This window comes from Candidatus Collinsella stercoripullorum (assembly GCF_027669965.1).
Classification (GTDB): domain Bacteria; phylum Actinomycetota; class Coriobacteriia; order Coriobacteriales; family Coriobacteriaceae; genus Collinsella; species Collinsella stercoripullorum.
The window spans coordinates 16951-40821 of sequence record NZ_JAQECM010000014.1 but is presented as its reverse complement, the minus strand read 5'-3'; the positions used below and the strand labels follow the sequence as shown (position 1 = coordinate 40821).

General features: G+C 63.4%; 23 protein-coding genes. 3 read left to right on the top strand and 20 right to left on the bottom strand.

All coding sequences use genetic code 11. The annotated features are described in order from the left end of the window. Window positions 1–36: 36 nt before the first annotated feature. The 18 genes from PHA29_RS10615 to PHA29_RS04755 all read right to left on the bottom strand — a co-directional run bounded on the left by PHA29_RS10615 (window position 37) and on the right by PHA29_RS04755 (window position 17140). Complete coding sequence (locus tag PHA29_RS10615; RefSeq protein ID WP_408612025.1) at window positions 37–288, bottom strand: transposase; 252 nt, start codon at window positions 286–288, stop codon at window positions 37–39. Window positions 289–301: 13 nt separating this feature from the next. After that, entirely contained in the window at window positions 302–760 is a 459-nt protein-coding gene (locus PHA29_RS04835; protein WP_270848425.1) for a transposase, read from the bottom strand. Next, window positions 676–978, bottom strand: a complete 303-nt coding sequence (locus PHA29_RS04830; protein ID WP_270848424.1) for a transposase — start codon at window positions 976–978, stop codon at window positions 676–678. The genes PHA29_RS04835 and PHA29_RS04830 overlap by 85 nt, the downstream gene beginning before the upstream one ends. 165 nt (window positions 979–1143) lie before the next feature. Continuing rightward, window positions 1144–1824 (bottom strand): LbetaH domain-containing protein, encoded by a 681-nt coding sequence (locus PHA29_RS04825; RefSeq protein ID WP_270848422.1) that lies wholly within the window; start codon window positions 1822–1824, stop codon window positions 1144–1146. An 11-nt stretch (window positions 1825–1835) separates the two neighbouring features. Continuing rightward, window positions 1836–2939 (bottom strand): non-hydrolyzing UDP-N-acetylglucosamine 2-epimerase, encoded by a 1104-nt coding sequence (gene wecB, locus PHA29_RS04820; RefSeq protein ID WP_270848420.1) that lies wholly within the window; start codon window positions 2937–2939, stop codon window positions 1836–1838. A 12-nt stretch (window positions 2940–2951) separates the two neighbouring features. Then, a complete protein-coding gene (glf, locus tag PHA29_RS04815; RefSeq protein ID WP_270848418.1) occupies window positions 2952–4043 on the bottom strand; it encodes a UDP-galactopyranose mutase in 1092 nt (363 codons plus the stop codon). Window positions 4044–4049: 6 nt separating this feature from the next. Then, a complete protein-coding gene (locus PHA29_RS04810) occupies window positions 4050–5495 on the bottom strand; it encodes a flippase (protein WP_270848417.1) in 1446 nt (481 codons plus the stop codon). After that, window positions 5492–6469: a glycosyltransferase family 2 protein gene (locus PHA29_RS04805; RefSeq protein WP_270848416.1), complete on the bottom strand. Its 978-nt coding sequence runs from the start codon at window positions 6467–6469 to the stop codon at window positions 5492–5494. Before PHA29_RS04805 ends, PHA29_RS04810 begins: the two co-directional genes overlap by 4 nt. Window positions 6470–6486: 17 nt before the next feature. Then, the gene (locus PHA29_RS04800) at window positions 6487–7803 is read right to left on the bottom strand and encodes an O-antigen ligase family protein (protein WP_270848414.1); all 1317 of its coding nucleotides are present in this window, start codon (window positions 7801–7803) and stop codon (window positions 6487–6489) included. Between the two features lie 67 nt (window positions 7804–7870). Beyond that, on the bottom strand, window positions 7871–8872 hold the full coding sequence (locus PHA29_RS04795) for a glycosyltransferase family protein (RefSeq protein ID WP_270848413.1): 1002 nt from the start codon (window positions 8870–8872) through the stop codon (window positions 7871–7873). A 6-nt stretch (window positions 8873–8878) separates the two neighbouring features. Next, window positions 8879–9454, bottom strand: coding sequence for a serine O-acetyltransferase (locus PHA29_RS04790; RefSeq protein ID WP_270848411.1), 576 nt, complete (start codon window positions 9452–9454; stop codon window positions 8879–8881). Window positions 9455–9512: 58 nt separating this feature from the next. Further along, a complete protein-coding gene (locus tag PHA29_RS04785; protein ID WP_270848409.1) occupies window positions 9513–10460 on the bottom strand; it encodes a D-glucuronyl C5-epimerase family protein in 948 nt (315 codons plus the stop codon). Next, window positions 10457–11719, bottom strand: coding sequence for a glycosyltransferase (locus PHA29_RS04780; RefSeq protein WP_270848407.1), 1263 nt, complete (start codon window positions 11717–11719; stop codon window positions 10457–10459). Before PHA29_RS04780 ends, PHA29_RS04785 begins: the two co-directional genes overlap by 4 nt. Window positions 11720–11721: 2 nt before the next feature. After that, on the bottom strand, window positions 11722–12990 hold the full coding sequence (locus PHA29_RS04775) for a UDP binding domain-containing protein (protein ID WP_270848405.1): 1269 nt from the start codon (window positions 12988–12990) through the stop codon (window positions 11722–11724). A 37-nt stretch (window positions 12991–13027) separates the two neighbouring features. After that, on the bottom strand, window positions 13028–13945 hold the full coding sequence (locus PHA29_RS04770; RefSeq protein ID WP_270848403.1) for a glycosyltransferase family 2 protein: 918 nt from the start codon (window positions 13943–13945) through the stop codon (window positions 13028–13030). Next, window positions 13942–14682: a sugar transferase gene (locus PHA29_RS04765; RefSeq protein ID WP_270848401.1), complete on the bottom strand. Its 741-nt coding sequence runs from the start codon at window positions 14680–14682 to the stop codon at window positions 13942–13944. Before PHA29_RS04765 ends, PHA29_RS04770 begins: the two co-directional genes overlap by 4 nt. 155 nt (window positions 14683–14837) lie before the next feature. Next, window positions 14838–15425 carry a hypothetical protein gene (locus PHA29_RS04760; RefSeq protein ID WP_270848399.1) on the bottom strand — a complete coding sequence of 196 codons (588 nt, stop codon included), beginning with the start codon at window positions 15423–15425 and terminating at the stop codon, window positions 14838–14840. Between the two features lie 710 nt (window positions 15426–16135). Further along, entirely contained in the window at window positions 16136–17140 is a 1005-nt protein-coding gene (locus PHA29_RS04755; RefSeq protein ID WP_270404859.1) for a nucleoid-associated protein, read from the bottom strand. 354 nt (window positions 17141–17494) lie between these two features. Between PHA29_RS04755 and PHA29_RS04750 the strand changes: the two genes are divergently transcribed. The 3 genes from PHA29_RS04750 (at window position 17495) to PHA29_RS04740 (ending at window position 20472) form a co-directional block, all read left to right on the top strand. Continuing rightward, a complete protein-coding gene (locus tag PHA29_RS04750) occupies window positions 17495–17824 on the top strand; it encodes a rhodanese-like domain-containing protein (RefSeq protein ID WP_270848397.1) in 330 nt (109 codons plus the stop codon). Window positions 17825–17870: 46 nt separating this feature from the next. Next, window positions 17871–19565 carry an FAD-dependent oxidoreductase gene (locus PHA29_RS04745; RefSeq protein WP_270848395.1) on the top strand — a complete coding sequence of 565 codons (1695 nt, stop codon included), beginning with the start codon at window positions 17871–17873 and terminating at the stop codon, window positions 19563–19565. 220 nt (window positions 19566–19785) lie between these two features. Continuing rightward, complete coding sequence (locus PHA29_RS04740; protein ID WP_270848393.1) at window positions 19786–20472, top strand: Crp/Fnr family transcriptional regulator; 687 nt, start codon at window positions 19786–19788, stop codon at window positions 20470–20472. Window positions 20473–20580: 108 nt separating this feature from the next. On the opposite strand, the gene PHA29_RS04735 is transcribed toward PHA29_RS04740, so the two are convergent. After that, window positions 20581–21837 (bottom strand): Mbeg1-like protein, encoded by a 1257-nt coding sequence (locus tag PHA29_RS04735; RefSeq protein WP_270848391.1) that lies wholly within the window; start codon window positions 21835–21837, stop codon window positions 20581–20583. A gap of 213 nt (window positions 21838–22050) precedes the next feature. After that, window positions 22051–23835 (bottom strand): glycoside hydrolase family 13 protein, encoded by a 1785-nt coding sequence (locus PHA29_RS04730; protein WP_270848389.1) that lies wholly within the window; start codon window positions 23833–23835, stop codon window positions 22051–22053. Between the last annotated feature and the right edge of the window lie 36 nt (window positions 23836–23871).

Below are 23871 nucleotides of genomic sequence, written 5' to 3'. Positions count from 1 at the left end.
CAAAGTGCGCAAGAAATTGTACGTTACCCGGTGACGTCAGGGTCTCCGCGCAGCCGTCCCTGACCACCTTGGCGACTTCCCTGAGCTTAGCCTCCTCGAGATCGGCGGCCACCTCGAGCGCCTTGGCCTCCACCACCTCCCGTGACTCCATGGCGTGGACCGCCTAGGCATCGCGACGACGCGGGGCCTCTTGGACTTGGGCACCTTGGCCAGCACGTTCCTGTAGAAGTGAACCGCGCGGCGCTGGTACGCCGCGTCGGGGAACACCTCGGCGGCCGAGCCCACCATGCCTGCCGCCTTGTCACCCGTGAACATGCGGACCCCGCGCAGCCCGCGCGACTTGAGCCACTAGAGGAACTCCCGCCAGCGCTCCGAAGACTCGGTGAACCCACTCGGCGGCGCCCATGGCCTCGCGGTAGCCGTCGTCGTCGGCGCCTATGACGACCATCGCCGCCACGTTCTCGTAGGAGGCTCCCCACAACCTCCTGAGGTATATCCCGTCCACGTAGACGTAGGGGTAGCCCCTCTTGAGCGGGCAGATCCTCCACTCCACGACGGAGGCGATGGCCATGACGCTGAGGTTCGAGACGGTGACGGCGGACACGCTGAATCCCCAGAGCATCTCGCTCACGTCCTCGATCCGCCTGGTCGAGGCGCCGGCGAGGTACATCTCAATCATCGCCTCCCCGTCGCTCGTCTCGCGCCTGCGGTGGCGCTCGATGATCGCGGTGGCGAACCGTACGCCCTTGAGCTTGGGCATGCGGATCTCACCTCCCCGGAGGTCGTCACGAGCTTGCGTTCGTAATGCCCAGCGTGGTACGCCTCGCGTCCGGCGGCGCGCCCGAAGCGCTCGGAGCCGGCGAGCGCGCCGGCCTCCTCCAGCAGGCCGTTCAGGGTGGCCTCGACGATCCTCCTCACGAGCTCGCGCAGGTCGGTCTTCAGGCTCTCCTTGCTCGATGTTACGATGGGCTCGGGCATGGTCTTCCTCAAGTCTGATTGAATCAAAGGCGACTCGAACCATACCGGGGCGGGACGTACCCTCCTTCCTATCCGGACGCTATTTCGCTGTCAAAGTGCGCAAGAAACTGTACGCTACCAAACGTTGAAGCCGGATACGAGTTTTCATCGGAAGCCTATGCGTGCCTAAGGTAGCGGCCGATCTTTCGACCACGTTGCATCAGTTTTGATTATAGTGAGCGGAAGCCCTGCGACAATGCACCGCTCTTGGTTCCATGAGCTTGATATGGTCGATGAAGCGGCGATAATGCTTTCATTGGGAATAGCAGAACCTTTTAAAACGGTTACATTGCTGCAAATCCAGACACGATCGCCGATTACCACGTCCTCATCCTGGTTGATAAGCCTGTCATCAACATAAAGGGAATGCCAGTCGGTATCCATAATCTGAACGCCCCAAGAGATCATGCAATCACGCCCTATCTGAACCAGTCGAGACGACATGATTCGAGACTCTCCCATTATGATTGTGTTGCGCCCAAGCGATATCCTGCTGTTCTCGTCAATCGTGGTGACGCTGCACCCTCCCCCGATGCGAACGCGCCCCTCCACGCGAAGAACCCCGTTGATTTCTAATCGAGTCGGAAGACAACTCGCAGTGCCAGACCCGTCTAGTCCCACTCGGAACATGCCAGGCCTTACGCGGTCTTCAACAATTTCGACTCGCCCTTTGGTGCCAATGAATCTCGTCTTGTCTGAAACAAGAATTGGGAGCCTGATTGCCTGGCGCACTGGAAGATACTTGAAGTTGGCATATACGGATTTTGGAATTCCGAGCAATAGCCGTTTGACGAAAGCGCGGTTCATGCTTGGTACCTTTATCTGCTCGCGATAACTATGTCGGCAATCCGCTTACTAGCACGTCCATCGCCGTAGGGGTTGGACGCACGGGACATGACCGCGTACTCCGCCGGGTCGTCCAGCAGGCGGGAGAACTCGCGGTATATCGTCTCCTCCCCGGTGCCCACGAGGCGCAGCGTGCCCGCCGCCACGCCCTCGGGGCGCTCTGTGGTGTCGCGCATGACGAGCACGGGCTTGCCGAGGGAGGGCGCCTCCTCCTGGATGCCGCCGGAGTCGGTGAGGATCAGGTGCGAGCGCGCCATGAAGTTGTGGAAGTCCACGACCTCGAGCGGGTCGATGATGCGCAGGCGGTCGAAGCCGTCCAGCTCCTCGTGGGCGGCACGGCGCACCTGCGGGTTCATGTGTATGGGGTAGATCGCCCTGGTGTCGGGGCGCTCCTCCATGACCCGCTTGATGGCGCGGAACATGCGGTGCATGGGCTCTCCCAGGTTCTCGCGGCGGTGCGCGGTGACGAGGATGAGGCGGGAGCCCTCCGCCCAGTCGAGCTCGGGGTGGGAGTAATCGTCCCTCACCGTGTGGCGCAGCGCGTCGATGCCCGTGTTGCCGGTGACGAAGATGCGGCCGTCGGGCTTGGCCTCGTCGAGGAGATTCTGCCGTGAGGTCTCCGTGGGCGCGAAGTACCACTCGGAGATGACGTCCACCGCCTGGCGGTTGAACTCCTCCGGCCATGGGGAATAGAGGTCGCGGGTGCGCAGGCCGGCCTCCACGTGCCCCACCGGAATCTGGAGGTAGTAGGCCGCGAGCGCCGCCGCGAAGGAGGTGGTGGTGTCGCCGTGGACGAGGACGACATCCGGGCGCTCCTCCTCAAGCACTGCCTTGATCTTGAGCAGCACATCGCTCGTGATGTCGAACAGCGTCTGCCCCGGCCTCATGATCGCGAGGTCGTGGTCCGGCACCACGCCGAACACGCCGAGCACCTGGTCGAGCATCTCGCGATGCTGCCCGGTGACGCAGACGACCGTGTCGAAGTCTTCGGGGCGCGACTTCAGCTCAAGCACGAGCGGGCACATCTTTATCGCCTCCGGGCGCGTGCCGAAGACCAGCAGGATCTTCTTAAGCATGGCATGCACCTCCTACAGCCACTCTTCGGCCTTTGCAAGGGCCGACTTCACGGTGTCCTGCATGTCGTAATACCGGTACTCGCCAAGCCGCCCGCCAAAGCGAACTTTCGGGCTCTCTTGGGAGAGCTCCAGATACCTTCTGTATTTTTCGACGTTTCCGGCATCCTCCATCGGGTAGTAGGGGTCGTCGCCCGGCTCCCATGCGCTCGGGTACTCACGGGACACGACGGTTGTGGGCTGCGTTCCGAACTCGAAGTGCTTGTGCTCGATGACGCGCGTGTAGGCCGTCTCCGCGTCGGTGTAGTTCATCACCGCGACACCCTGGTAGTTCGGGCAGTCGAGGCGCTCGTGCTCGAAGCGCAGCCCCCGGTACCCGAGCGGCCCGTAGCGGAACCCGAAGTAGGCGTCGATGGGGCCCGTGTACACAACCAGATCGGCCATGGACTCGTATGCCTCCCTGTCGTTCAGAAAGTCGACACCCGTGCGCACCTCCGCCCCCTCGAGCATCTTCTCAATCACGGGCGTGTAACCGCCCTTGGGAATGCCCTGCAGCGGGTCGTTGAAGTAGTTGTTGTCGTAGGTGAAGCGCAGAGGTATCCGCCTCATGATAGACGGCGGGAGCTCAGTGCAGGGAACCCCCCACTGCTTCTCCGTGTATCCCTTCACGAGTTTCTCGTAGATGTCGCGTCCAGCGATATTAAGGATATGCTCCTCCAGATTGGAGGGATCGTCACAGGGTACCCGAGTCGTCTCGATCGTCGCTCGCGCCTCCTCAGGCGTCACAACTCCCCAGAGCTCATGGAACGTGTTCATGTTGAATGGCAGATTGTACAGCTCGCCCCTGAAGTTCGCCACAGGGGAGTTCACGAAGTGATTGAACTCACAGAACTGTTCCATGTAGCGCCAGATGCGCCTGTCGGATGTCCTGAAGATGTGCGCGCCGTAGATGTGCACGTTGATGCCGTCTATACACTCCGTGTAGCAGTTGCCGCCGATGTGGCTGCGCTTCTCGAGAACTAGAACTTTCTTACCTCGATTGACAGCCTCATGGGCGACAACAGCTCCAAAAAGCCCGCTCCCCACAATCAACAAATCGTATTGCATGACAAATTACCTTTCTTCATTCACGAATTTCGACAATCCAAGAAGTCGAAGGTGACGATCCCTTCTAATTAGAAGATATGCAAAGCCAATGCCGACAAAGGAAATGACGCCAGCACCGATTTCGACGCCGAGCAAGACGACGCCCGTAAGACCAGCAAGCGACACTATTTTGATGACCGCGTATTCCGCAATTCCGAATAAGGCAAAAGGAGAAACCTCTCGGAAATATCGCGCAACGGGAATCTTGTCCCTCGCATACCAAACTTGTATTCCTGCCACCACGTATTCGGCGACAACCGTTGCCAAGGCAGCGCCCGCGGCTTCAAGCGAAGGCACAAGGGCAACGCATAATGCAACATTTGTCACAGCCCCCGCAAACACAGATTTTAGGTAAACGGAATCCCGCTCGATGGGAATTAAATATTGATTCCCAATAACACTGCTAATTGAGCAGGCAGGGATGATCAAAGCCAGCATGGGGAGCAGTCTCTCGCACTCCTCGAAACCACTGCCGAAAAAGAGCGGTACAAAGGATTGGGCTACACCGGCGATCCCGCATAGGAGACCTATCGATGCTACCACCGATATCCAGAACGAATCGGCAAGATACGCTTCTGCCCTCCGCTGATCGCCGGATGCAAGTATGTTGCTCATGCGAGGCAGCAGCACAGTGCCGAGCGACTGGATGAACGTTAAAGGTATGGTGATGACTTTGTCGGCATTATCATAAAACGCCACCTGGCTCATGTTCGAGGAAGACCCGAGCAAGAGCTTGTTAAGCTGTGTATAACACGAGACAGCAATAACCGGAGCGAATAGAGCTAAGCTTGAGCGGATATGCGCAACAACTTCACGTAGGCTCACTCGATGCCATCCTATGCGCGTACGCGCCAAGAGCCACAGAATAATGCTATTGAGGGCAAAGGATGCGGCTTGAAGCGCGCAGTATAGCCATAGGTCTTCCGGCCCACTAACGAAGGCAAATATCCCCGCAACAACGCCAATGCGGATTATCACGTTTCTGATGGTTATAATTCGGAATTCTTCCAGCCCATAGAACAGCCAGCTGATATCGGCAACCTCCGCTAAAACCCAGATTGCCCATATCAGCAAACAAGTCTCGATTATTCCGTCCTGAAAAACGGCAAATGCGACATACACGATGAAAACAGCTAGGCCAATCGAAAGCTGGCCGATGTAGATTGACCAAAATGTCCTTGACAGTCTCCGCCGGTCTTCGCGAGCCTTCGCAATCTCCCTATTGCCATACTGATTCAGTCCAAGTAGTACAAAATACGTAAAGTACATCGCGATTGTGTAGGTATAGGAATAGGTCCCCAAGGACTCACTTCCGAGGACGCGAGTCAGATAGGGCGTGGTAATTAGGGGGACGGCAATGCGTACGACTTGGTATGCAGAATTCCAGACGAAATTCGTCTTTACGGAGCTCAATTGTGCCTCCCCGAAAGTATGCGACACAGCGGCCTATACGCTATAAAGGCACTCCCACGCAGAATGCGCACCTTTTTGCTATTCCTTGCCGTGGCTTCGTATACTGGTTGGTGGCACTTTAGGAGGCCGTCAAACTGCTTCAAGCTTGCCTTACGCTCAGCGCTCGGGCGGATGCGCGTTAGGAAGCTGTATACAAGAGTGCATTGCGTGACTATGTAGCGCTGGAAGTACTCGGAACCCGTGTTTTCCTCTTTTTTCGACTCTTGAAGCAGGCGTTCGCAGACTCGAATGAGGTCTTTATAGTGTCTTTCTATTCCTGAAATGCTCACGCTTTGACCTGTGCGCCCTATTCGATAGCGGTAGAGCGGCAGTTTGCTAACGCGCATTGTTTTCACATGGACAAAGGGTATGCAGGCGAACTCGACGTCGGTATAGAAGCAACGCTCAGTCATCTTGAAGTCGATTTCTCTGAGCATGCTTGTTTTGTACGTAAGAGAACATGCAGCAATAATCGGCATGTTTAGAAAAGCGGACTCTGGATATACGCCCTCACCGAACGCGGCAAGGTCGTCTTTCAGATCGGCATCGCCTCCATCTTCGTAAATCCGCACATATGGCGTATAAACTGCTTCTTCATCACTGTCTTCGAGAAGTTCCAGATACTGTTCAAGTATCTCGGTGTTCATCCAATCATCGCCATCGAGAAACCTGAAATACTTGCCCGTTGCCTCCCGTAGAGCAGCGTTAATTGTCGAGCCATATCCCCCATTGGGCTTATCTACAACCTTGAACGTTTGCGGACGACGGAGCTCATAATCCCGAGCAATCTCGAGTGTTCCGTCAGTGCTGCCATCGTTAACAATGATGACTTCGATCTTTTCGAAAGCGTCTTCGCCGAACGAGTCGAGACAGTCGGCGATATACTTTTCAACGTTATAGGCGGCAATGCTTACAGTTAGTATTTTTCTCGTCATGGGCAGCTCCTAAACGTTCAGTGGCTGACATAATGCATAGGGTTTGCAACGCGAACGCCTTTTATGGATGGGGACAGAAGGCCAACGACCCCAATCGAAAACATCAACAGGGCGACGGGATGGAATGTAGTAATAGTGACCACCCACAAGTACACGAAGAGCAAGCCTGCGTTCTTAAGCTTTCCGGCAGTTCGAAGGTATCCAAGCAAGGAAACAACGAACAAGGCCATAAAGACCACGCCACCTCTGACTAAAACATCAAAGAAAGAATTACTAAAACCCAAGTTTTCCGAGCGAAATCCGCTCATGTAGCGTGTAACCGAATTCGTGTCACTCAGTCCGTATCCTACGAGCGGATGTCGAACCCATGCCTGAAATCCCGCGGAGAGGTCATCCAACCGTATGCTTCCTGATCTTGTTGCGAGCTTATCATCGATTAGCAGCATTGCGAGGTCCGCTACGACAAAGAACGCCAAGACAAGCAGCAGCATGATTACCATGCGCAGTCTTGAACCAGACTGATAGACCGAACTCAGGCATTCGAGCGCGCAGAATGCGATGAGGAATATTATTCCGGTTGTTGAAAAAGTCGTTATTACGCACAGTGACAGTAGGCAGATTACGGTAATTCGTGGTCTTTCGGCCAGATACCATTCAAGAAGTATTCCGACGCAAAGAACAAAGGAATACATTGGGGCTTCTGCGAAAATACCGGTGTTGCGCACCGTTGAGAAGCCCAGAATATCTACGCTCTGAACCACATACAGCAAGTGAAAAAATCCTTCTGACCTCAGTTCAACTCCGAGACCATTCCAAGTATTTCGTATGTCGCAATTCGGAGATAGAATTCCGAGAATAGGGCCTAATACCCAAAGGGCCATCGACAATACCGCAAGTAGCGCCAATACGTTAACGAATGCCCTGGCATAGGTATCTATAAGCTTGTTTCTGACGAGCAGGAGGAGCAGCAACGGACAAATCCCAAAGAACAGGAATGCGCTGCCGCCGTACCGCCCATAGCCGTCTCCAGTTATGAATACAATCAAAGAGTATACGCCCGCCACCAAAACGGCCCACGTTACCCATCTCTGCACCGATCGCTTTGGAAGCGGAGTGTCCTTCCACTGAAGCGCCACCACGGATACTGACAGTAACACGAGAATCGGGTAAAAAATCTCTTTCCTGCCCGGAAGGAGACCAGGGAGCGTATTCGCCAGCAATATCATCACGAGAGATATCGCATATGCCCACACTGAAGAATGTGCGACCGACCCAACCGCCGTTCCGGATGTGGCCTTGTGTATCGATGTCTCGGCGGACAGACTCCAAATCATTTCTTCCCCCCTTTGCCGTCCATTGGCCAACGCGGCAGTTTGTTCGCGCATACCAGGCAAACCATCGCTAATTCAAACCTTCCAGAAAGGCAAGAATTCTACTTGCTGCATTGTCGTAGCTCAGCTCTTCGTCAAAATACTCTGCGTAGCTATTGCACATTTCAATGGGCTTGAGATGCAGTGTTTCGAATTCTCGGTAATCCTCGGCGAAGCTTTCGCGTTCGTACCGCAGTCGAACGATATTATGTGCGGATTCAGAGAACGCCTCTATGGTCGGGCTGTATATGGGAATTACACCATTCGCAATATAGGTAGATATCTTTGTTGGAGTCGATACTCTATTTATCGCGCTGTCGTCGCGTATCACAAAGCCATATTTTGCGTGCGAGAGAATTGCCGGGAGTTCGTCCTTGTCAGCGTGATCAACGGACACATTTGTCAGCGCGTGTCGAGCGACGAGCTCTCTCGCTCTTTCTATATCATTCGTCAGAAACATCAGTGAGGCGTTCGGGGTAACCGTCTGAGCCCTTTTGAATGCCTCAAGGGTCTCGTCTATGCACTGGTATTGGGCAAGACTTCCCGCATAAACGAATACCGGTTTTTCATATTTGCCTTCAGCGTAGAACGACTCCTCGTGGAAAGACTCGTTCGAGCAGGCCATTATCAGGCTCTTTTTCCGTAGCCTCAATTGGTACTTTGTCTCAAAATGGCGAAGCTGCGCGTTGGAAACCACGAAGATGCGCTCCGAAACACTCAATGCCATCTTTTCAACCGCATTGCAAGCAAACAGTCTCAACCGGCTGCCATGCTTCATAAAAGACTCTTCCGGCCAAATTCCCTGGCTCCAGAAGACAATCCGTTTTTTCCCCCTCGCCCTGAGCTTGCAGGCCGATACAGCAAGCAGCACAACATAGATATCGGTATTACTTCCGTTCATCTTGACAACATCATCGACATACTCGACCTCGTGCCCCAGCGTTGCGTAAGCTCCACCGATTGCGCGCATATAATCATCAGTGACGACGCCGTTGAATGTTGAGAGCTCAATCCATACTTTAGGCAGCATCATCAACACCTACCGATTCAGGATGGCAGGTCCGCAGTACAGATAACCCGCTGATCCCCTGCGGCTTATTACCTTTGCTGGAACCCCCCCTAGTGCGACATTCGGCTCAGTAAAGTCATGCGTAACGACAGCGTTCGCCCCAATGGCAATATCGCTCGCTATGGTTATGGGTCCGATTACTTTCGCTCCGGGTCCGATATGCACACGCTCGCCAATCGTTGGGGCAGCGTGCGATTCCCCGGCAGACGTGCCGATGATCACGCCAGGGTGTATGCAGCAATAGTCTCCTACAATTGCTCCACTATTGATTGCCACATATCCCCGATGCGCGAGCCTTAGCCCCTTTCCGCAAACGTTGAGCGGTATATCGTATCCGAGCTTGACGCCGAGCCTGTGTCTGATAAGGCGATTGATTGCAAAGGCGATTCTGTTTCCCCCGCAATTTTTGTAATACTCGCACTTCCTCAGTGCGATCTGGAACTTCCATATCTCGTCAGCGAGAAACCTCGGACGTTTCGACTCGATGCCCAAAGCTCTTTTGTCTTCAACCAAGTAATCGGTAAGATCTTGCTTAGAGCGAATCATCTGGCAACACCTCCCAGCAGGGTTCGACGTCGAACTTCTGCCACAGCTTCAATCCAAATCACTGCACGATCACCGCATCCGACTTCTCCGCAAGCTTCTGGGCGACCTTGCCGGCGATGGCACGGATCCTGTTGGCACGCTTGGCGGCATAGCCCTCGAAGCGCTCCGCCTTGTCGGAGAACCGGTCGTCGCCAGTGAGCTCCGCCACGGCGCGCAGCTGCGCGATGTGCAGGGTGTGGTATGCCGGGGAGGAGATCCTGCGCTCCAGGTCGTACAGCGACCAGTAGCCGCTGTCGTAGTCGTCCAAATGGCTCGCGAGCGTTTGGCAGGACAGCGCGAACGGCTCGCAGAACGAATCGTCCGCGAGCGACGCGTCATAGAGCCCGAACAAGCTGAACACCCAGCCGTTCATCACGCTGCGGCGCGGGTCCTGCGGGTACTCTTCGAGGAAGAGTCCGTCGTTCTCGCGAATCGCGGTTCCGCCGTCAGCGAAGTCGACCAGCATGAAGCGCGCGGCCTCGAGCGCCGCCTCCAGGTACCGGTCGTCCGAGAGCGCCCGGTACGCCCGCAGGAGCATCGAGCAGCCCTCGCCCTGCGCCATCGAGGAGACGGTGTACTTCGAACTACCGATGGGGCCGAACGCGTCCCACGAGCCGTCTGCGCGCTGGGAGGCAAGAGCCCAGTCGGCGCACGCTCTCAGCGCGTCGAGGTGTTCCTCGGCATTGTTCGGTTCAATGAGCGACAGATCGTAGCGCCCAAGTGCGTACTGGAACACCGCTATGGGGAAGTTGACCTTCCTCCCGCCCGCTATGACGCTCAGGGGGACGCCGCAATCGTCGAGCAGGGTGTTCGGGGACACCTTGCCCGTGAGGTCGTTCCAGTAGCCGGCGAGCTCCCCGGAGCGGCAGCAGCGGCCGGGGCCCTGCTCGACTGCGACCTCGGTGCCGCCGGCGAGGATCTTCGCCCAGCGCCTGAGCATGGTCGCTTTCTGCGCAAGCTGGCTCATGCGGCATCGCCCCCCTTCAGCAGGCCCACGAGCTGCCGTACGTTCTCGGCCGCCCTGAAGCGCTCCTCCCAGATGCGGCGGGACGCGCGGCGCATGCGAAGCGCGTCTTCCTTGGGCATGTCCATGAATCTGGCGATCGCGGATGCGATCGCGCCCGTATCCGGGTCCGCAGGGAGCAGCCTCCCGTTGTCGCCGTCGCGGACAATCTCGCCCGTCCCGCCAACGCCTGTGGCGAGCACGGGTGCGCCGACGCCGCACGCCTCCATGATCGAGATAGGAAGCCCCTCGCTCATCGACACGTTGACGAACAGGTCGATGCGGTCCCGGCCGTAGACGCGCAGAAGCTCCGCGTTCGGCACGGAACCCGGGAACTCTGCTGCAACCGACGAGAGTCCCTCGCACCTCTCCTTCACATCGGCGAGCTCCGGGCCGTCGCCGTAGTGTGTCCAGCGCACGCGCCTGCCCTCCGCGTCGAGGGCGGCGAGCGCGTCGGCGATGAGGCCGACGCGCTTGACCGCCACCGCGCGCGAGCAGGAGACGATATGGAACGCCCCGTCGCGAGGTACCTCCGAGAGATCGGGCAGGTCGGCCGTTCCCAGGTAGGAGGTGTGCAGCTTGCCCGAGTGGCCGGGCCAGTTGGCGTCGATGTGGGCCCGCCCGTCCTCGCTGCACGGCAGCACGGTGTCGAGTTCCGCGAGCAAGAGCTCGCGGAACGGCAGATAATCCATACCGGTACGATCTCGGTAGAGATCGTACCGGTGTGCACGCGCTATCGCGCGTGCACACGGGTAGGAGCTGCGCACCCACAGAGCGGCGAGCGCGGTGTCGTAGAGCCAGAAGCTGTAGATGGACGTCGGCTCGAAGCCGCGCCCCCTCAGCTTCAGCATGAGTCTTACGTACTTCTCATGCGCGCGGGCGGCGAAATAGCCTCTGAAAGTGCGCTGCTTCGTTGTGCCCACCGGGTCAGTCGCGATAGCCTCCCGCACCTCGTCGGGCGCAGACGCTGGGTAGAGCGCCCCGCGCAGGGTGAGCCAGGCCTTGTGTGCCTTCGTCGGCGTGCAACCGAGCGCGACCGGCTCGACGTTTTCCGGCAGCGCGCACGTAGGCGCGTCGCCGTCAGACGCCTCGGTGGCGACCGCGAGCACTCGCTCGAAGTTTTCCGAGAGGAAGCTAATCTCCGTCTCTAGATAGGATTCGGCGGCAACCTCGCCGTGGTTGTAGGGGAACCTCCTCGCAAGGAGCAGAAGCCTTTCTCCCAACGTCAGTCCCTCCGGAACAGGTCGCGAGTGTAGACCCTCTCCGATACGTCGGCGAGTTCGTCCGACCAGCGATTGGCTATGATGAGATCGCAGCGAGACTTGAAGGAATCAAGGTCGTGCGTGACCTCGGAGCCGTAGAACTCGGAGGCATCCAGCGTCGGCTCGTACACCACCACCGGCACGCCCTTGGCCTTGACACGCTTCATAATGCCCTGGACGCTGGAGGCGCGGAAGTTGTCCGATCCGCTCTTCATGCTGAGGCGGTAGACGCCCACGACCGGTGCCGCTGTTCCGGAATAGGCGAGCTCGGCGACCCTCTTCAGCACCTCGTCGGCCACGAAGTCCTTCCGGGTACGGTTGGCCTCCACAATCGCTCCGATGAGACTCTGCGGCACGTCTCTGTAGTTGGCGAGCAGCTGTTTGGTGTCCTTGGGAAGGCAATAGCCCCCGTACCCGAAGGAGGGGTTGTTGTAGTGGGTGCCGATGCGGGGCTCCAGGCACACGCCCTCGATGATGCGTCGAGCGTCCAGGCCGCGAGTTGCCGCGTAGGTGTCGAGCTCATTAAAGTAGGCGACCCTCAGCGCAAGATAGGTGTTGGCGAACAGCTTGACCGCCTCGGCCTCGGTGGACTCCATGACGAGCACGGGGATGCCCTGGGAGCCGTCGGCGTTCTCCCTCTCCCGCTCGGTGGGGTCGGCTCCCTCCTCGAGCAGCGACGCGAACCGCTCGGCAGCATCGCGCAGCAGCCCCTGCTCTTGGTGCGTCTTCGGCACGCCCGCCACGATGCGGGAAGGGTGCAGATTGTCGTAGAGGGCATGGCCCTCGCGCAGGAACTCGGGGCTGAACAGGAAGCGGCCCTGCGGGTACCTGGCGCACAGCTCATCGGTGTAGCCGACGGGCACGGTGGACTTAATGACCATGTATGCCTGCGGGTTGGCCTCCAGCACCAGCTCTACGACCTGCTCCACATAGGAGGTGTCGAAGAAGTTACGGTCCGGGTCGTAGTTGGTCGGCGCCGCAATAACCACAAGCTCCGCTTCAGCATAGGCGGAACGGCCATCGAGGGTCGCTTTCAGCGAGAGAGGCAGATCGCCCGACTTCGCCCTCGCGAGGAAGCCCTCAATCTCCTTGTCGCGGATGGGGCTCTCCCAACGAGAGATCATGTCCACCTTCTCGGACACCACATCTACAGCAGTGACGTCGTTATTTTGGGCAAGGAGCACCGCGAGTGAGAGGCCTACGTAACCCATACCGGCTACCGCTATGTTCATCTACTTAACCTTCCTTCCTATCCGTCCGAGGGGAGCGTCACCGCTTGCCTCTAGTGAAGAACTTGAAACCTTCCCGCACGCACGCGGAGGGAGACGCCCGCAGGGCGCGGGCCGCGTACCGCACGGCGTCGGCGCGCCGACCGCCCCGCACGCACGCGAAGGCGAGCGCGGCATTGTGCCGGAACTCCACGTATGAGATTTCCTCCCTGGTGAGCAACGGGTAGTACTCGCGCACCTTCTCGTGCCGAGCTTCCTCTCCATCGATCTTGTTCTGGCCGACGGAGAGCCGTCCGTCTGAGTGCAGGTGCTGCCGCACATGCACCTCGGGCATGTAGCCGATGCTCGCACCTGCTTCGATGCAGCGCAGCATCAGCCACCAGTCTTGACCGGTGGCAACCTCACCAAACCCTTCGGTGCGTTCAAAAAGCGAGCGCTTTAGCATGTAAATTGACGTCGGCGAGATTGGCGTGAGCAGGTGGGCGCGCAGTAGCCCCTCGCGCGAGAAGTCGCGGCAGTGGTCGAGGCGGCGGTGCTCCACGAGCCTGCCGCGCTCGTCGAACCAGGAGACGTCCTGCCAGCTCATGTCCAGGTCCCGTTCCAGCATGAAGGCGAGCTGCGTGGACACCTTGTCGGGCAGGAACTCGTCATCGTCGTCGAGGAATGCGAGGTACTCGCCACGTGCGGCGGCGCAGGCGAGATTGCGCGCGGCGCCGCCACCCGTACCGCCGACGGTATGCACAATGCGAACGCGCGGGTCGGTTGACCCGTAGCGGGCGAGGAGCGCGTCCGTACGCCCGTCCCACTCCGATCCCGGCATGTTGTCGTTGGCGACGACGACCTCGAGGTTACGGTAGTCCTGTGCCAGCACCGAGTCGAGCGCTGCCGGGAGGCGGTCCGCTCGCCTGAAAGTCGGCACGATAACGGAGACGAGGATATCCTCGGGGGCATCGCTCATCGTCCTGACCTCCTCTTGCCGAACATGGCACCGAAGGTGGAGCCGAACACGCTGACGTCCTCGCCGAGGCTCGCGTGCCGCGCGTAGCCGAGCTCAATAGCCTGGCGTTCGCCGTTCTCGAAGGACGCCTCGTTGCGGGGCCCGGCCTGCCAGGCGCCTGTTACGCCCTGAGGGACGGAAAGCAAAAGAGCGACATCGGCACCGTAATGTTCAAGCTCAGCGAAAGTAATCGCACGCGGCCCGATGAGGGACATGTCCCCCTTAAGCACATTCAGGAACTGCGGCAGCTCGTCCAAGCTCGTGCGGCGCAAAACCCTGCCCAACGGGGTGATACGCGGATCGTTCGTGACCTTGCGCTCACGCTTCCACTCCGTCAGCTGCTCGGCATCGAGGTACTTTTCCACGTCATCCGCGTCCGCGACCATGGTGCGGAACTTGAAGATCCGAAAAGGCCGGCCCAGTCTCCCAACACGTTCCTGGGTGTATATCGGACTGCCCTTCGTGTCCGCTGCGATGACAGCAGACAGGACGGCACACGGAACGATACCCACCGCGATGATCACAGCGCTGAACGCGATATCGAACGCGCGCTTCACCGCACGGTAGCCGAGAGATCGGGAATCTAGTTTCCGGCAGAGCGAAGCGAACTCGTCGGTACCGGGAAGCGCAGCGGACGGAGCTTCAGCAGCGGAATCGATTATCAGGCTTCCAGCACGTCCCTCGAGCTCCGCGCTCACCGCGACGCACCGCGCCGGCGGCGCGACCTTTCCCGATTGTCCGTGGAGCGCATCAGTACGCCCCCCCCCGCGAGGTTTTCGCGGGTGCCTGCATACCAGCAGCCATCTCGATTAACTCCCGACCCCGTGATTCCATTGGTTTCCCCTTGCCGCCCCTAGCTCTTGGACGGCACGTCGAGCGGCATCGTCTCCGCGAAGCCCGCTCCCCCGTCGCACACGCGCACGAAGCAGCGCCGCTTATGACGGTCGACCTTGCTCACGCGCGCCTCCTGACCGACGAGCGGACCCATCTGCACGTGCAGGACACCGTCTTGGATCACGCCGACGCTGTTCCTGATCACGTGCTTGCCGTCCATCGCGGCCTCGAGCCAGCCCTGCGCCTCCGGCGCGAGCGGCATCCACGACCGCCCGAACTCCCCAACGAGCTCGGCGGCCGCCGTCGTCCGCGCCAGCGCTTTGGCCAGCCCGAAGACATCGCGCGTCACGGCGAACGCGTAGCCCCGGTACATGCGCACCGTCTCGAGCCCCCACGCGCCCCCGCGCTTGGCCCAGCGCTCCTTCCGGGGCGCGAACGCGTCCTCCAGAAGCTCGCCGGGGATGATTCGTTTGAGCAGGTCGCATACGGACTGCTCGCGCCCCTCCGGAACGCGCAGCAGATACCAGCGCAGGTTCCCCTTGGGAACCCTGCGCCCGCACGGAAGGCCCATCGGCATGACGACATCGGCCATCGTGGCAGCGCTCATGAGCCTCCCTTCCCCGCACCTCATCGCGCTTCAGGGAAGGCCCTCGACCAAAAACCCAACCACTGGCCGAACACCTTGCAGCGCGAAAAGGTACACCTTTTCAACAGGGCGTTTATTACCTGCGTAGACATTTGGATAGGCGCTATGGAGGGTTGGTATGCAGCGCGTTTCGCACAAGGGGGTGTGTATAATGATTGGTCGATATAGGGTTTGAGAAGGTGTACTTTTTTCGGCAAAGCGAAGGGTCGTCACGCGTTTCACAAACGCCCGGAGTCCTCTGCCGGAGCTACCTTGATGCTTCTATAGCGGTGCCCGCGCCACGCGAACCCACGGACTGCCCTATAAGATTCCGAATCAAGAACAAGCGTCGCATATACGACCTGCCCATGCGCACCATGGACGATTGCGTCGCGAATTGACCTGCGAACAGTCGCCCTATGCCATCGACCAGCCGCACGCAGCGGTCCTTCGCCATCGATCGGGCATGCTGAAAAACGCGGAGTTCGATATTGTGTGCATCTTTTCCGACCCGGCGAGTAGAGCACCCGATTCGGTCTTGATTCCGCATCAGTTTCCCAGTTGAGTGCTTTATCTTACTGGAGTGCTTGTCGAGGACTCGGAAAGATGCACACAATATCGAACTTCGCTGATTTGGAGCACCGCAAGGCGGACATCCGCCGCCGATCCGAGGGCCCGGGAGAGGGGCCGTGCTACCGGTTCTCGATGCTCCCGATGTTCTTGAGCTCGATCGAGATCAGCCCGTTCGGCTCGTTCACGAACTGCACGTACTCGGTGTTGCGCAGCATCTCCGCAGGGAAGGTGATCTCGATCCCCGTGTCCGTGCGGATCTTGTGGTTGCGCACCGCCGCGCGCTCCACCTGCGCGCGCTCCACCGGCACGTGCTCGGGCACGCGCTCCTCGCGGGCGCGCGCCTCATAGCGCTCGCGCATGGCCGGCTCGTCCTCGAAGATCTCCTCGGCCAAGTCCCAGGGCGCGAGCTCCTCGTCCTCCTCGACGCGCTCCGCCACGACCTCCTTGGCGCGCGCCAGGGCGACCGCCGTGTTGGCGCCGTGCTCCTCGGCCACCTCCTCGACGATGCGCGTCACCGTCTCGATGACCTCCTTGCCCGACACGCCCGTGGCGCACTGCAGCAGACCCTCCGGCACGATCATGGTGTCCTCGCCCGCGATCTTGCGCTTCTTGTCCTGGTAGAACACCTCCATGGTGCTCGCACGCACGATCGCGTAGCTCGCCACCTTCTGCGAGGGGCTCGGCAGGATGGCGTAATGCCGCGCGATGTCGTTGCGCACCTCACCGCCCTCACGGTCCACCTCGTGCATGAACGCCATGCGGCTCACCATGAGCAGCACCGCGAACCACCGCACGTCATCGTCGTCGTCGAAATCCGCCACCAGGATGTCGGTGGACTCCGCCTTGTCGGCCTTCGCGAGCTCGCCGGCGAAGAACTCGGCGATCTGCTGGGAGAAGTCGATGAACTCCCGGTCGCCGAACAGGAACGCCTTGAGCTCCCCGGCGAAGGCGCTGTCCTCGGAGAACGACGCGCGCTTGTTGTCCGCGCCCGTCCGGGCCCGACGCAGGTGGGAGACCACGAACGACCGCACGGCACGCGAATCCAGGTCGAGCTCCCGCGCGCTCAGGACGTTCACGGAGGACTCGAAGTCCAGGATGTGCAGGATGGCGTGGTTGATCTTCATGCTTGCGGCTCCTTCGCGCGGGGCGCATCGGCGGTTCGGGCCTAGCAAGTATAGGACAAGTCCCCGCCGGCCCGCCGCGCGCCGCGACGCCCCGTGGCAAAACCGCACGAGCACCGGTGCCGACCGCCCCCATGCCGCCGCCGTCGCCGCACGCCGCCGCACCGCGGACGCCCTGCAGTGCCATGCCAGGCCGCACCCCTCGTGCCGGCACCGGGCCGCCCGCACGAGCGCCGGCACCCCGTCCGCAGCGCCCTCCCGCACCACCCGCCCGTTCGGTGACGAAGTCACCGACAACCGGCCCGCCTTGCGCGTATGCTCGGAATCGATACGGAGAAGGACACTGAAAGGATACCCATGAGCCTGCTCGCATCCCTGTTCGGCGGACCGGACATCAACGACGCCGTCGCCGAGGCGCGCGCCACCGACGGCGCCGTCCTCATCGACGTCCGCACCCCCGGCGAGTTCGCCGAGGGCCATATCGAGGGCGCCGTCAACATCCCCCTCGACCGCATCGGACATGCCCTCGTTGCCCCGACGCCCGCCGCCCCGCTGTTCGTCTACTGCGCCTCCGGCGCGCGCAGCGACCGCGCCTGCCGGGAGCTCGCCCGGCGCGGCTACACCGCCGCCCGCAACATCGGGGGCATCGGGCGCTGGCGCGGACCGGTCGTCACCGGGGCGCGCTGAGCACCTGCATCATCCTGATCATCATCCGGAACAGAAAGGAACCGTCATGAAGGTCGTCATCATCGGGGGCGTGGCCGGAGGGGCCACGGCCGCCGCCCGCCTGCGCCGCCTGGACGAGAGCGCGCAGATCGTCGTCCTCGAGCGCACCGGCTACGTGAGCTACGCCAACTGCGGCCTGCCCTACTACGTGGGCGACGTCATCACGGACCGCGCGAAGCTCACCCTCCAGACCCCGGAGAGCTTCCGCGCCCGCTTCGACATCGACGTGCGCGTGCGCCACGAGGCCGTGTCGATCGACCGGGCGGCGCGCACCGTCACCGTGCGCGACATCGGACGCGGCGAGGTCTACACCAAGTCCTACGACAAGCTCATCCTCTCCCCCGGCGCCCGCCCGGTCGTCCCCGACCTGCCGGGCGTCGACGGCAACCGGCTGTTCACCCTGCGCACCGTGGAGGACACCTTCGCCATCCACGACTTCATCGAGCGCACCGGCGCGCGCAGCGCCACCGTGGTGGGCGCGGGATTCATCGGCCTGGAGATGGCCGAGAACCTGCGCGAGCGCGGCATGGACGTCACCTTGATCCAGCGCGGGAGCCATGTGCTGCCCGTCGTCGACGCCGACATGGCCGCCCTGCTCCACAACGCCCTGCGCGACGCGGGTGTGGACCTGCGGCTGAATGCGCACGTCAGCGGCTTCGAGCGGACGCCGGGCGCGATCCGCACGCTCGTGGAGGGCGGCGACGCCGTCGAGTCCGATCTCGTCGTGCTCTCCATCGGCGTCGCCCCCGAGTCCGCCCTCGCCCGCGACGCCGGCCTCGAGCTGGGCGTCCGCGGCTCGATCCTCGTGGACGCGAGCATGCGCACGAGCGACCCGGACATCTACGCCGTGGGGGACGCGGTGCAGGTGGCCCACGGCGTCACCGGCGCGCCGGCCCTCATCGCGCTCGCCGGCCCCGCCAACCGCCAGGGGCGCATCGCCGCGGACGCGATCTGCGGGATCGAGCGGTCCTATCCCGGCTCCCTCGGCTCCTCGGTCCTGAAGCTCTTCGGCACCACGGTGGCGTCGACGGGCCTCACGGAGCGCGCCGCTGCCGCCGCCGGCATCGACGCCGACGCGGTGATCCTGTCCCCCGCCGACCACGCGACCTACTACCCCGGCGCGCGGACCATGGTGCTCAAGGTCGTGTTCGAGCGCGCGGGCGGGCGCATCCTGGGCGCCCAGGCCGTGGGCGCGTCCGGGGTTGACAAGCGCATCGACGTCATCGCCGTCGCCATCCGCGCCGGCATGGACGCGGACGGCCTCGCGGACCTCGACCTCTCCTACGCGCCGCCCTACTCCTCGGCGAAGGACCCGGTCAACATGGCCGGCTTCATGATCCAGAACATCCTGGAGGGCCGCGTGGAGCAGGTCCGCTGGGCGGAGGCGCTCGAGGCCGCGCGGTCGGACGGGGCGGTCCTCGTCGACGTGCGCACCGATGCGGAGTTCGCGCGCGGCCATGTCGAGGGCGCGCTGCACATCCCGGTCGACGAACTCCGCGCGCGCATGGGCGAGCTGCCGCGGGGGCGGCGCCTGCTCGTGAGCTGCCAGAGCGGCCTGCGCAGCTACCTCGCCTGCCGTATCCTCACCCAGCACGGGTACGACTGCGCGAACGTGGCGGGCGGCTTCGGGTTCCTCGAGCAGACCGAGCTCGATCGCCGCGTGGCCACCGAGGGTGTGGGCGGCTGCGGGGTGGCCGTGTAGCGGCCGCGCCGGCCGCGCCCGGGCCGTGGGCGGACCCCGGCAGCGTATAAGGCACGTGACCGCATGCCGGCCGCAGGCGGACCCCGGCAGCGTACGGAGCACGTGACCGCAGGCCCGCCGCAGGCGGGTACCATAGGGGCATACCCGGCGCCCGCAGGGACGCGGCAGACGCGCCGCGCCGCCCGCGCGGGCGCCCGCCCGCCGCGCGAAGGAGCCCCCCGTGACCGCACCCGATACCCGCATCCCCTCAGATGACCAGCTGGCCGACCTGCTCCCGTTCTGGACGGACATCGACCCCGCCGACCGCGACGAGCTCGCCCGCCACGCGCGCGTGCGGCGCTTCGCCGCGGGCGACATGGTCCAGGGATGCGGGTACGGCTGCACCGGCGTGATCTTCCTGCGCTCGGGGTCCCTGCGCGCGTTCATGATGTCCGACCAGGGCAAGGAGATCACGCTGTTCCGCGTGGAGGCAGGAGAGTGCTGCGTGCTCGCCGCCTCCTGCGTGCTGCCGCAGATCACCTTCGACCTCGCCCTCTCCGCCGAGCGGGACAGCGAGCTCATCGCCATCGACCCGGCGTGCTTCGGCCGCCTGGCCGAGCGCGAGGTCCACATCGAGGCGTTCACCTACCGTCAGGCGCTCGAGCGGTTCAGCGACTGCATGTGGGTCATGCAGCAGGTGCTCTTCATGAGCTTCGACCGCAGGCTCGCGGTGTTCCTGCTCGACGAGCTCGCCCGCACCGGCTCGCCGACCCTCGCGATCACCCATGACCAGATAGCCCGCCACCTGGGCAGCGCCCGCGAGGTCGTCACGCGGATGCTGCGCTACTTCGCGTCCGAGGGGCTCATCGCGCTCTCGCGCGGCCGCATCGAGGTCGTGGACCGGGCCGGGCTGCGCGCCCTCGTCTGAGACCCGCGGGACGCCCGCGGCGGCCCCGCCGTCCCGCATGGCGCGGCCGTGCGGAGCCGCGGCGAGCCGCCCCGCCGTTGCGGGAGCCCGCGTCCGCGGCGGCCCCGCCTACTTGAGCACGCGGTCGATGGTCGCCACGCGGGCGAGCGCGCGCAGCACGTCGCCGACGACCGCCCGCTGCTCGTCGGGCAGCTCGTCCACCGCGGCGCGCATGGCGGGCAGGCTCGCGCGCCAGTCCCCGCGGATGTCGGCGAACCGCGACGCGCCCGTCACGCCCAGCACGTCGAACAGGGTGTCCACGAACTGCCCGCGCTCCTCGGGCGTGAACCGGTCCATCCACGCCGCGAGGGTGGAGCCGAAGTAGCGCGAGCTGGCGGACAGGCCGGATGCGCGCACGAACGCGCACCCCTCGACCTCCCACAGGAAGGGGTTGTGCTGCATCACCGAGACGCCCCCGCTCTCCACCACCGTGAACTCGTGCCCCTCGTCCATGATGAGGCCGATGATGGACGATTTGGGGACCGTCTTGTCCACCCGGTCGCGGATGCGCCCGTAGCCCTCGCACGCGAGGAACGACCGGTCGAACCCCGGGCCGTCGTGGGAGAAGACCCGCACGATGCGCCCCTGCACCTCGGGCTCGCACAGCGCCGCGGCGTACACGGCGAGGTTGCCGCCCTTGGAGTGCCCGCCGACATACAGCGGGCCGGGCACCGCCCGCGCGGCGCGGTCCAGGTAGGCGCGCGCCTCGGCCTGGGAGGGGACCGGCAGCTGGGACGCCATGTTGAAGTCCTCGCGCCACCCCACGAGCGTCGAGTCCGTGCCGCGGAAGGCCACGTACGCGCCGCCCCCGGGCAGAAGGAAGGTCATGGCCGCGAACTGCTCGGAGGTCGCGCGGTCGGTCTTGAAGGCGAGGCCCGCCACGCGCACGGCGCGGAAGCGCGGGCTCGCGCAGACGGCGAACAGCAGCTCCCGGCTGCCGTCGGGGTCCCAGCTCGTCCCGAACATGGGGCCGAAGTCCTCGGCGCGCAGCAGCTCGTGCATGGCGGCGCCCTCCCAGCCGCGCGCGGCGCGCAGGTCCCCGCTCAGCCGGAAGTAGGACAGCCAGGAGAAGACGAGGCTGTCGACGGCGCACAGCGGGCGGTCCGAGAACGGGTCGAGGCGGGACTGCGCGTAGGTGAGGAAGGTGCCCGTCCGCCGCGGGGAGGGCGCGGGGGCCGAGCCGGACTCGTGCGGCGCGGCGCCGTCCCCGGGCCCCGCATCCGCCGCGGAGTCACCGGGTGCCTTGAGCCGCGGGCGCGGGATTCGCGCCGCGAGCGTGCCCAGCACCCCGTCGGCCTGATCGCGCCGCACCTCGTCATCAGCCATGGTCCGCCCCCGTCCGTCTCGTCCGACCCACGCGTCCATACTACTCGAACGCGGGCCGCGCCCTCAAACGACATCCGGGACGCGGCGCGGACGGGAGCCTCCCGGCGCAGCGGCCGTGCGGGCCCGCGGAACGCGGCGCGCCCCATCGCAGGGGCCCCGGCCGGGGCGATGGGGCGAAATGCCCCGCCGCCCGGCCGTCTGCGCGGCCGCGCGTCAGCGGAGGACCCAGGCGCAGGCATCCTGCGGCAGCGCCCCGTCGACCGGATCGACGGAGGCCAGGACGACCTCGCCGGCGGGCAGCGGCACCGGGCGGGCGCCGAAGTTCGCGATGCACGCGAGCGCGCGCCCGTCCGCCGCGGCCCCCTCGAAGCCCACCACCTGGTCGGGCTCCGGGCCGAGCTCGGAGGCGGGCATCCAGGAAAGCGAGGTGTCCCCGGTCGCGGTCAGGAGCTCGGCGCGCGCGGCGATGGCGCGGCGGTAGAGCGCGAGCATGGACGAGGGGTCGGCCGCCTCGGCGTCCGCGGCGAACCCGGCGAACCACAGCGGCTGCGGCAGGTGGGGTGCGGCGGCGGCACGCGCGGGCACCCCGTCGGCGGACCCGTCGCCCGCAGGCGCGAGCGGCGCGGAGAACCCGAAGGAGCCCGTGGCCCCGTCGCCGAAGGACGCCGACCACGCGGCGGGCGCGGGCGCGTCGGCGGCCTCCCACGGCAGCGGCACGCGGCAGCCGTCGCGCCCCTTGATGGCGTCGCCGTGGAGGGTGCGGCGCGCCTGCGGGTCCTCGAGCATGTCCCACGGGATGTCGGCCACCTCGAACAGGCCGAGCTCCTCGCCCTGGTAGATGTAGACCGAACCCGGCAGCGCGAGCTCCATGAGCACGGCCGCGCGGGCGCGGCGCGTCCCGAGCGCGCGGTCCTCGTAGTAGGTCGAGCCGTCGCGCAGCAGCCAGTCGTTCGCGATCTGGTGGTAGACGCGCGACCTCACCTGCGGAAGGCCGTAGCGCGTGGCATGGCGCGGCACATCGTGGTTGGACAGCACCCACGTGCTCGTGGAACCGGAGTCCGCGGCGGCCGCGAGGCCGTCGGCGATGGCGCGGCGGAACTCGTCGGCGAACCAGCCCGCCTTGGCGAACTGGAAGTTGAACACCTGGCCGAGCTCGTCGGGCGAGGCGTAGTAGCGCTGGTGCTCCGGCGCCACCCACGCCTCGGCCACCGCGAAGCGCGGCGGCTCGTACTCGTTGAACACCCGGCGCCATGCGCGGTAGATCTCGTGGACCTCGGGCCGGTCCCACAGGGGGTTGTCCGGAGAGCCGGCGCCCTGGGCGGGGTCCTGGTCGAGCTCGTCGAGCGGCCGGCTGTCGAGGTCCTTGGCGAGCGCGTGCGCCACGTCGATGCGGAAGCCGTCGACGCCGCGGTCGGACCAGAAGCGCAGGGTCCGCTCGAAGTCGGCGCGGACGTCGGGGTGCTTCCAGTTGAGGTCGGGCTGCTCGCGCGCGAACAGGTGCAGGTACCAGCTGCCGTCGGCTACGCGCTCCCACGCCGACCCGCCGAAGACCGACTTCCAGCCGTTCGGCGGCAGCTCCCCGTGCTCCCCGCGTCCGGGGCGGAAGATGTAGCGCTCGCGCGCCGGGGAGCCGGGCCCCGCCGCGAGCGCCTCCTGGAACCAGGGATGGTGGTCGGACGTATGGTTGGGGACGATGTCCACGACCACCTTCATGCCGCGCGCGTGCGCCGCGGCCACGAGGTCGTCGAAGTCCGCCAGCGTTCCGAGCCGCGGGTCGACGTCGCGGTAGTCGATGACGTCGTACCCGCCGTCGGCAAGGTTCGAGGGGTAGAACGGCGACAGCCAGAGGGCGTCGACGCCGAGCTCGTCCAGATAGCCGATCTGGGAGACGACGCCGCGGATATCCCCGAGCCCGTCCCCGTCCGTGTCGCGGAAGCTCCGCGGATACACCTGGTAGACGACCGCCTGCTTCCACCAATCGGCATCGTTGCGCGCCATGGCCGCTCCTCTCGCATCGCCGTCCGCCCGTCGGCG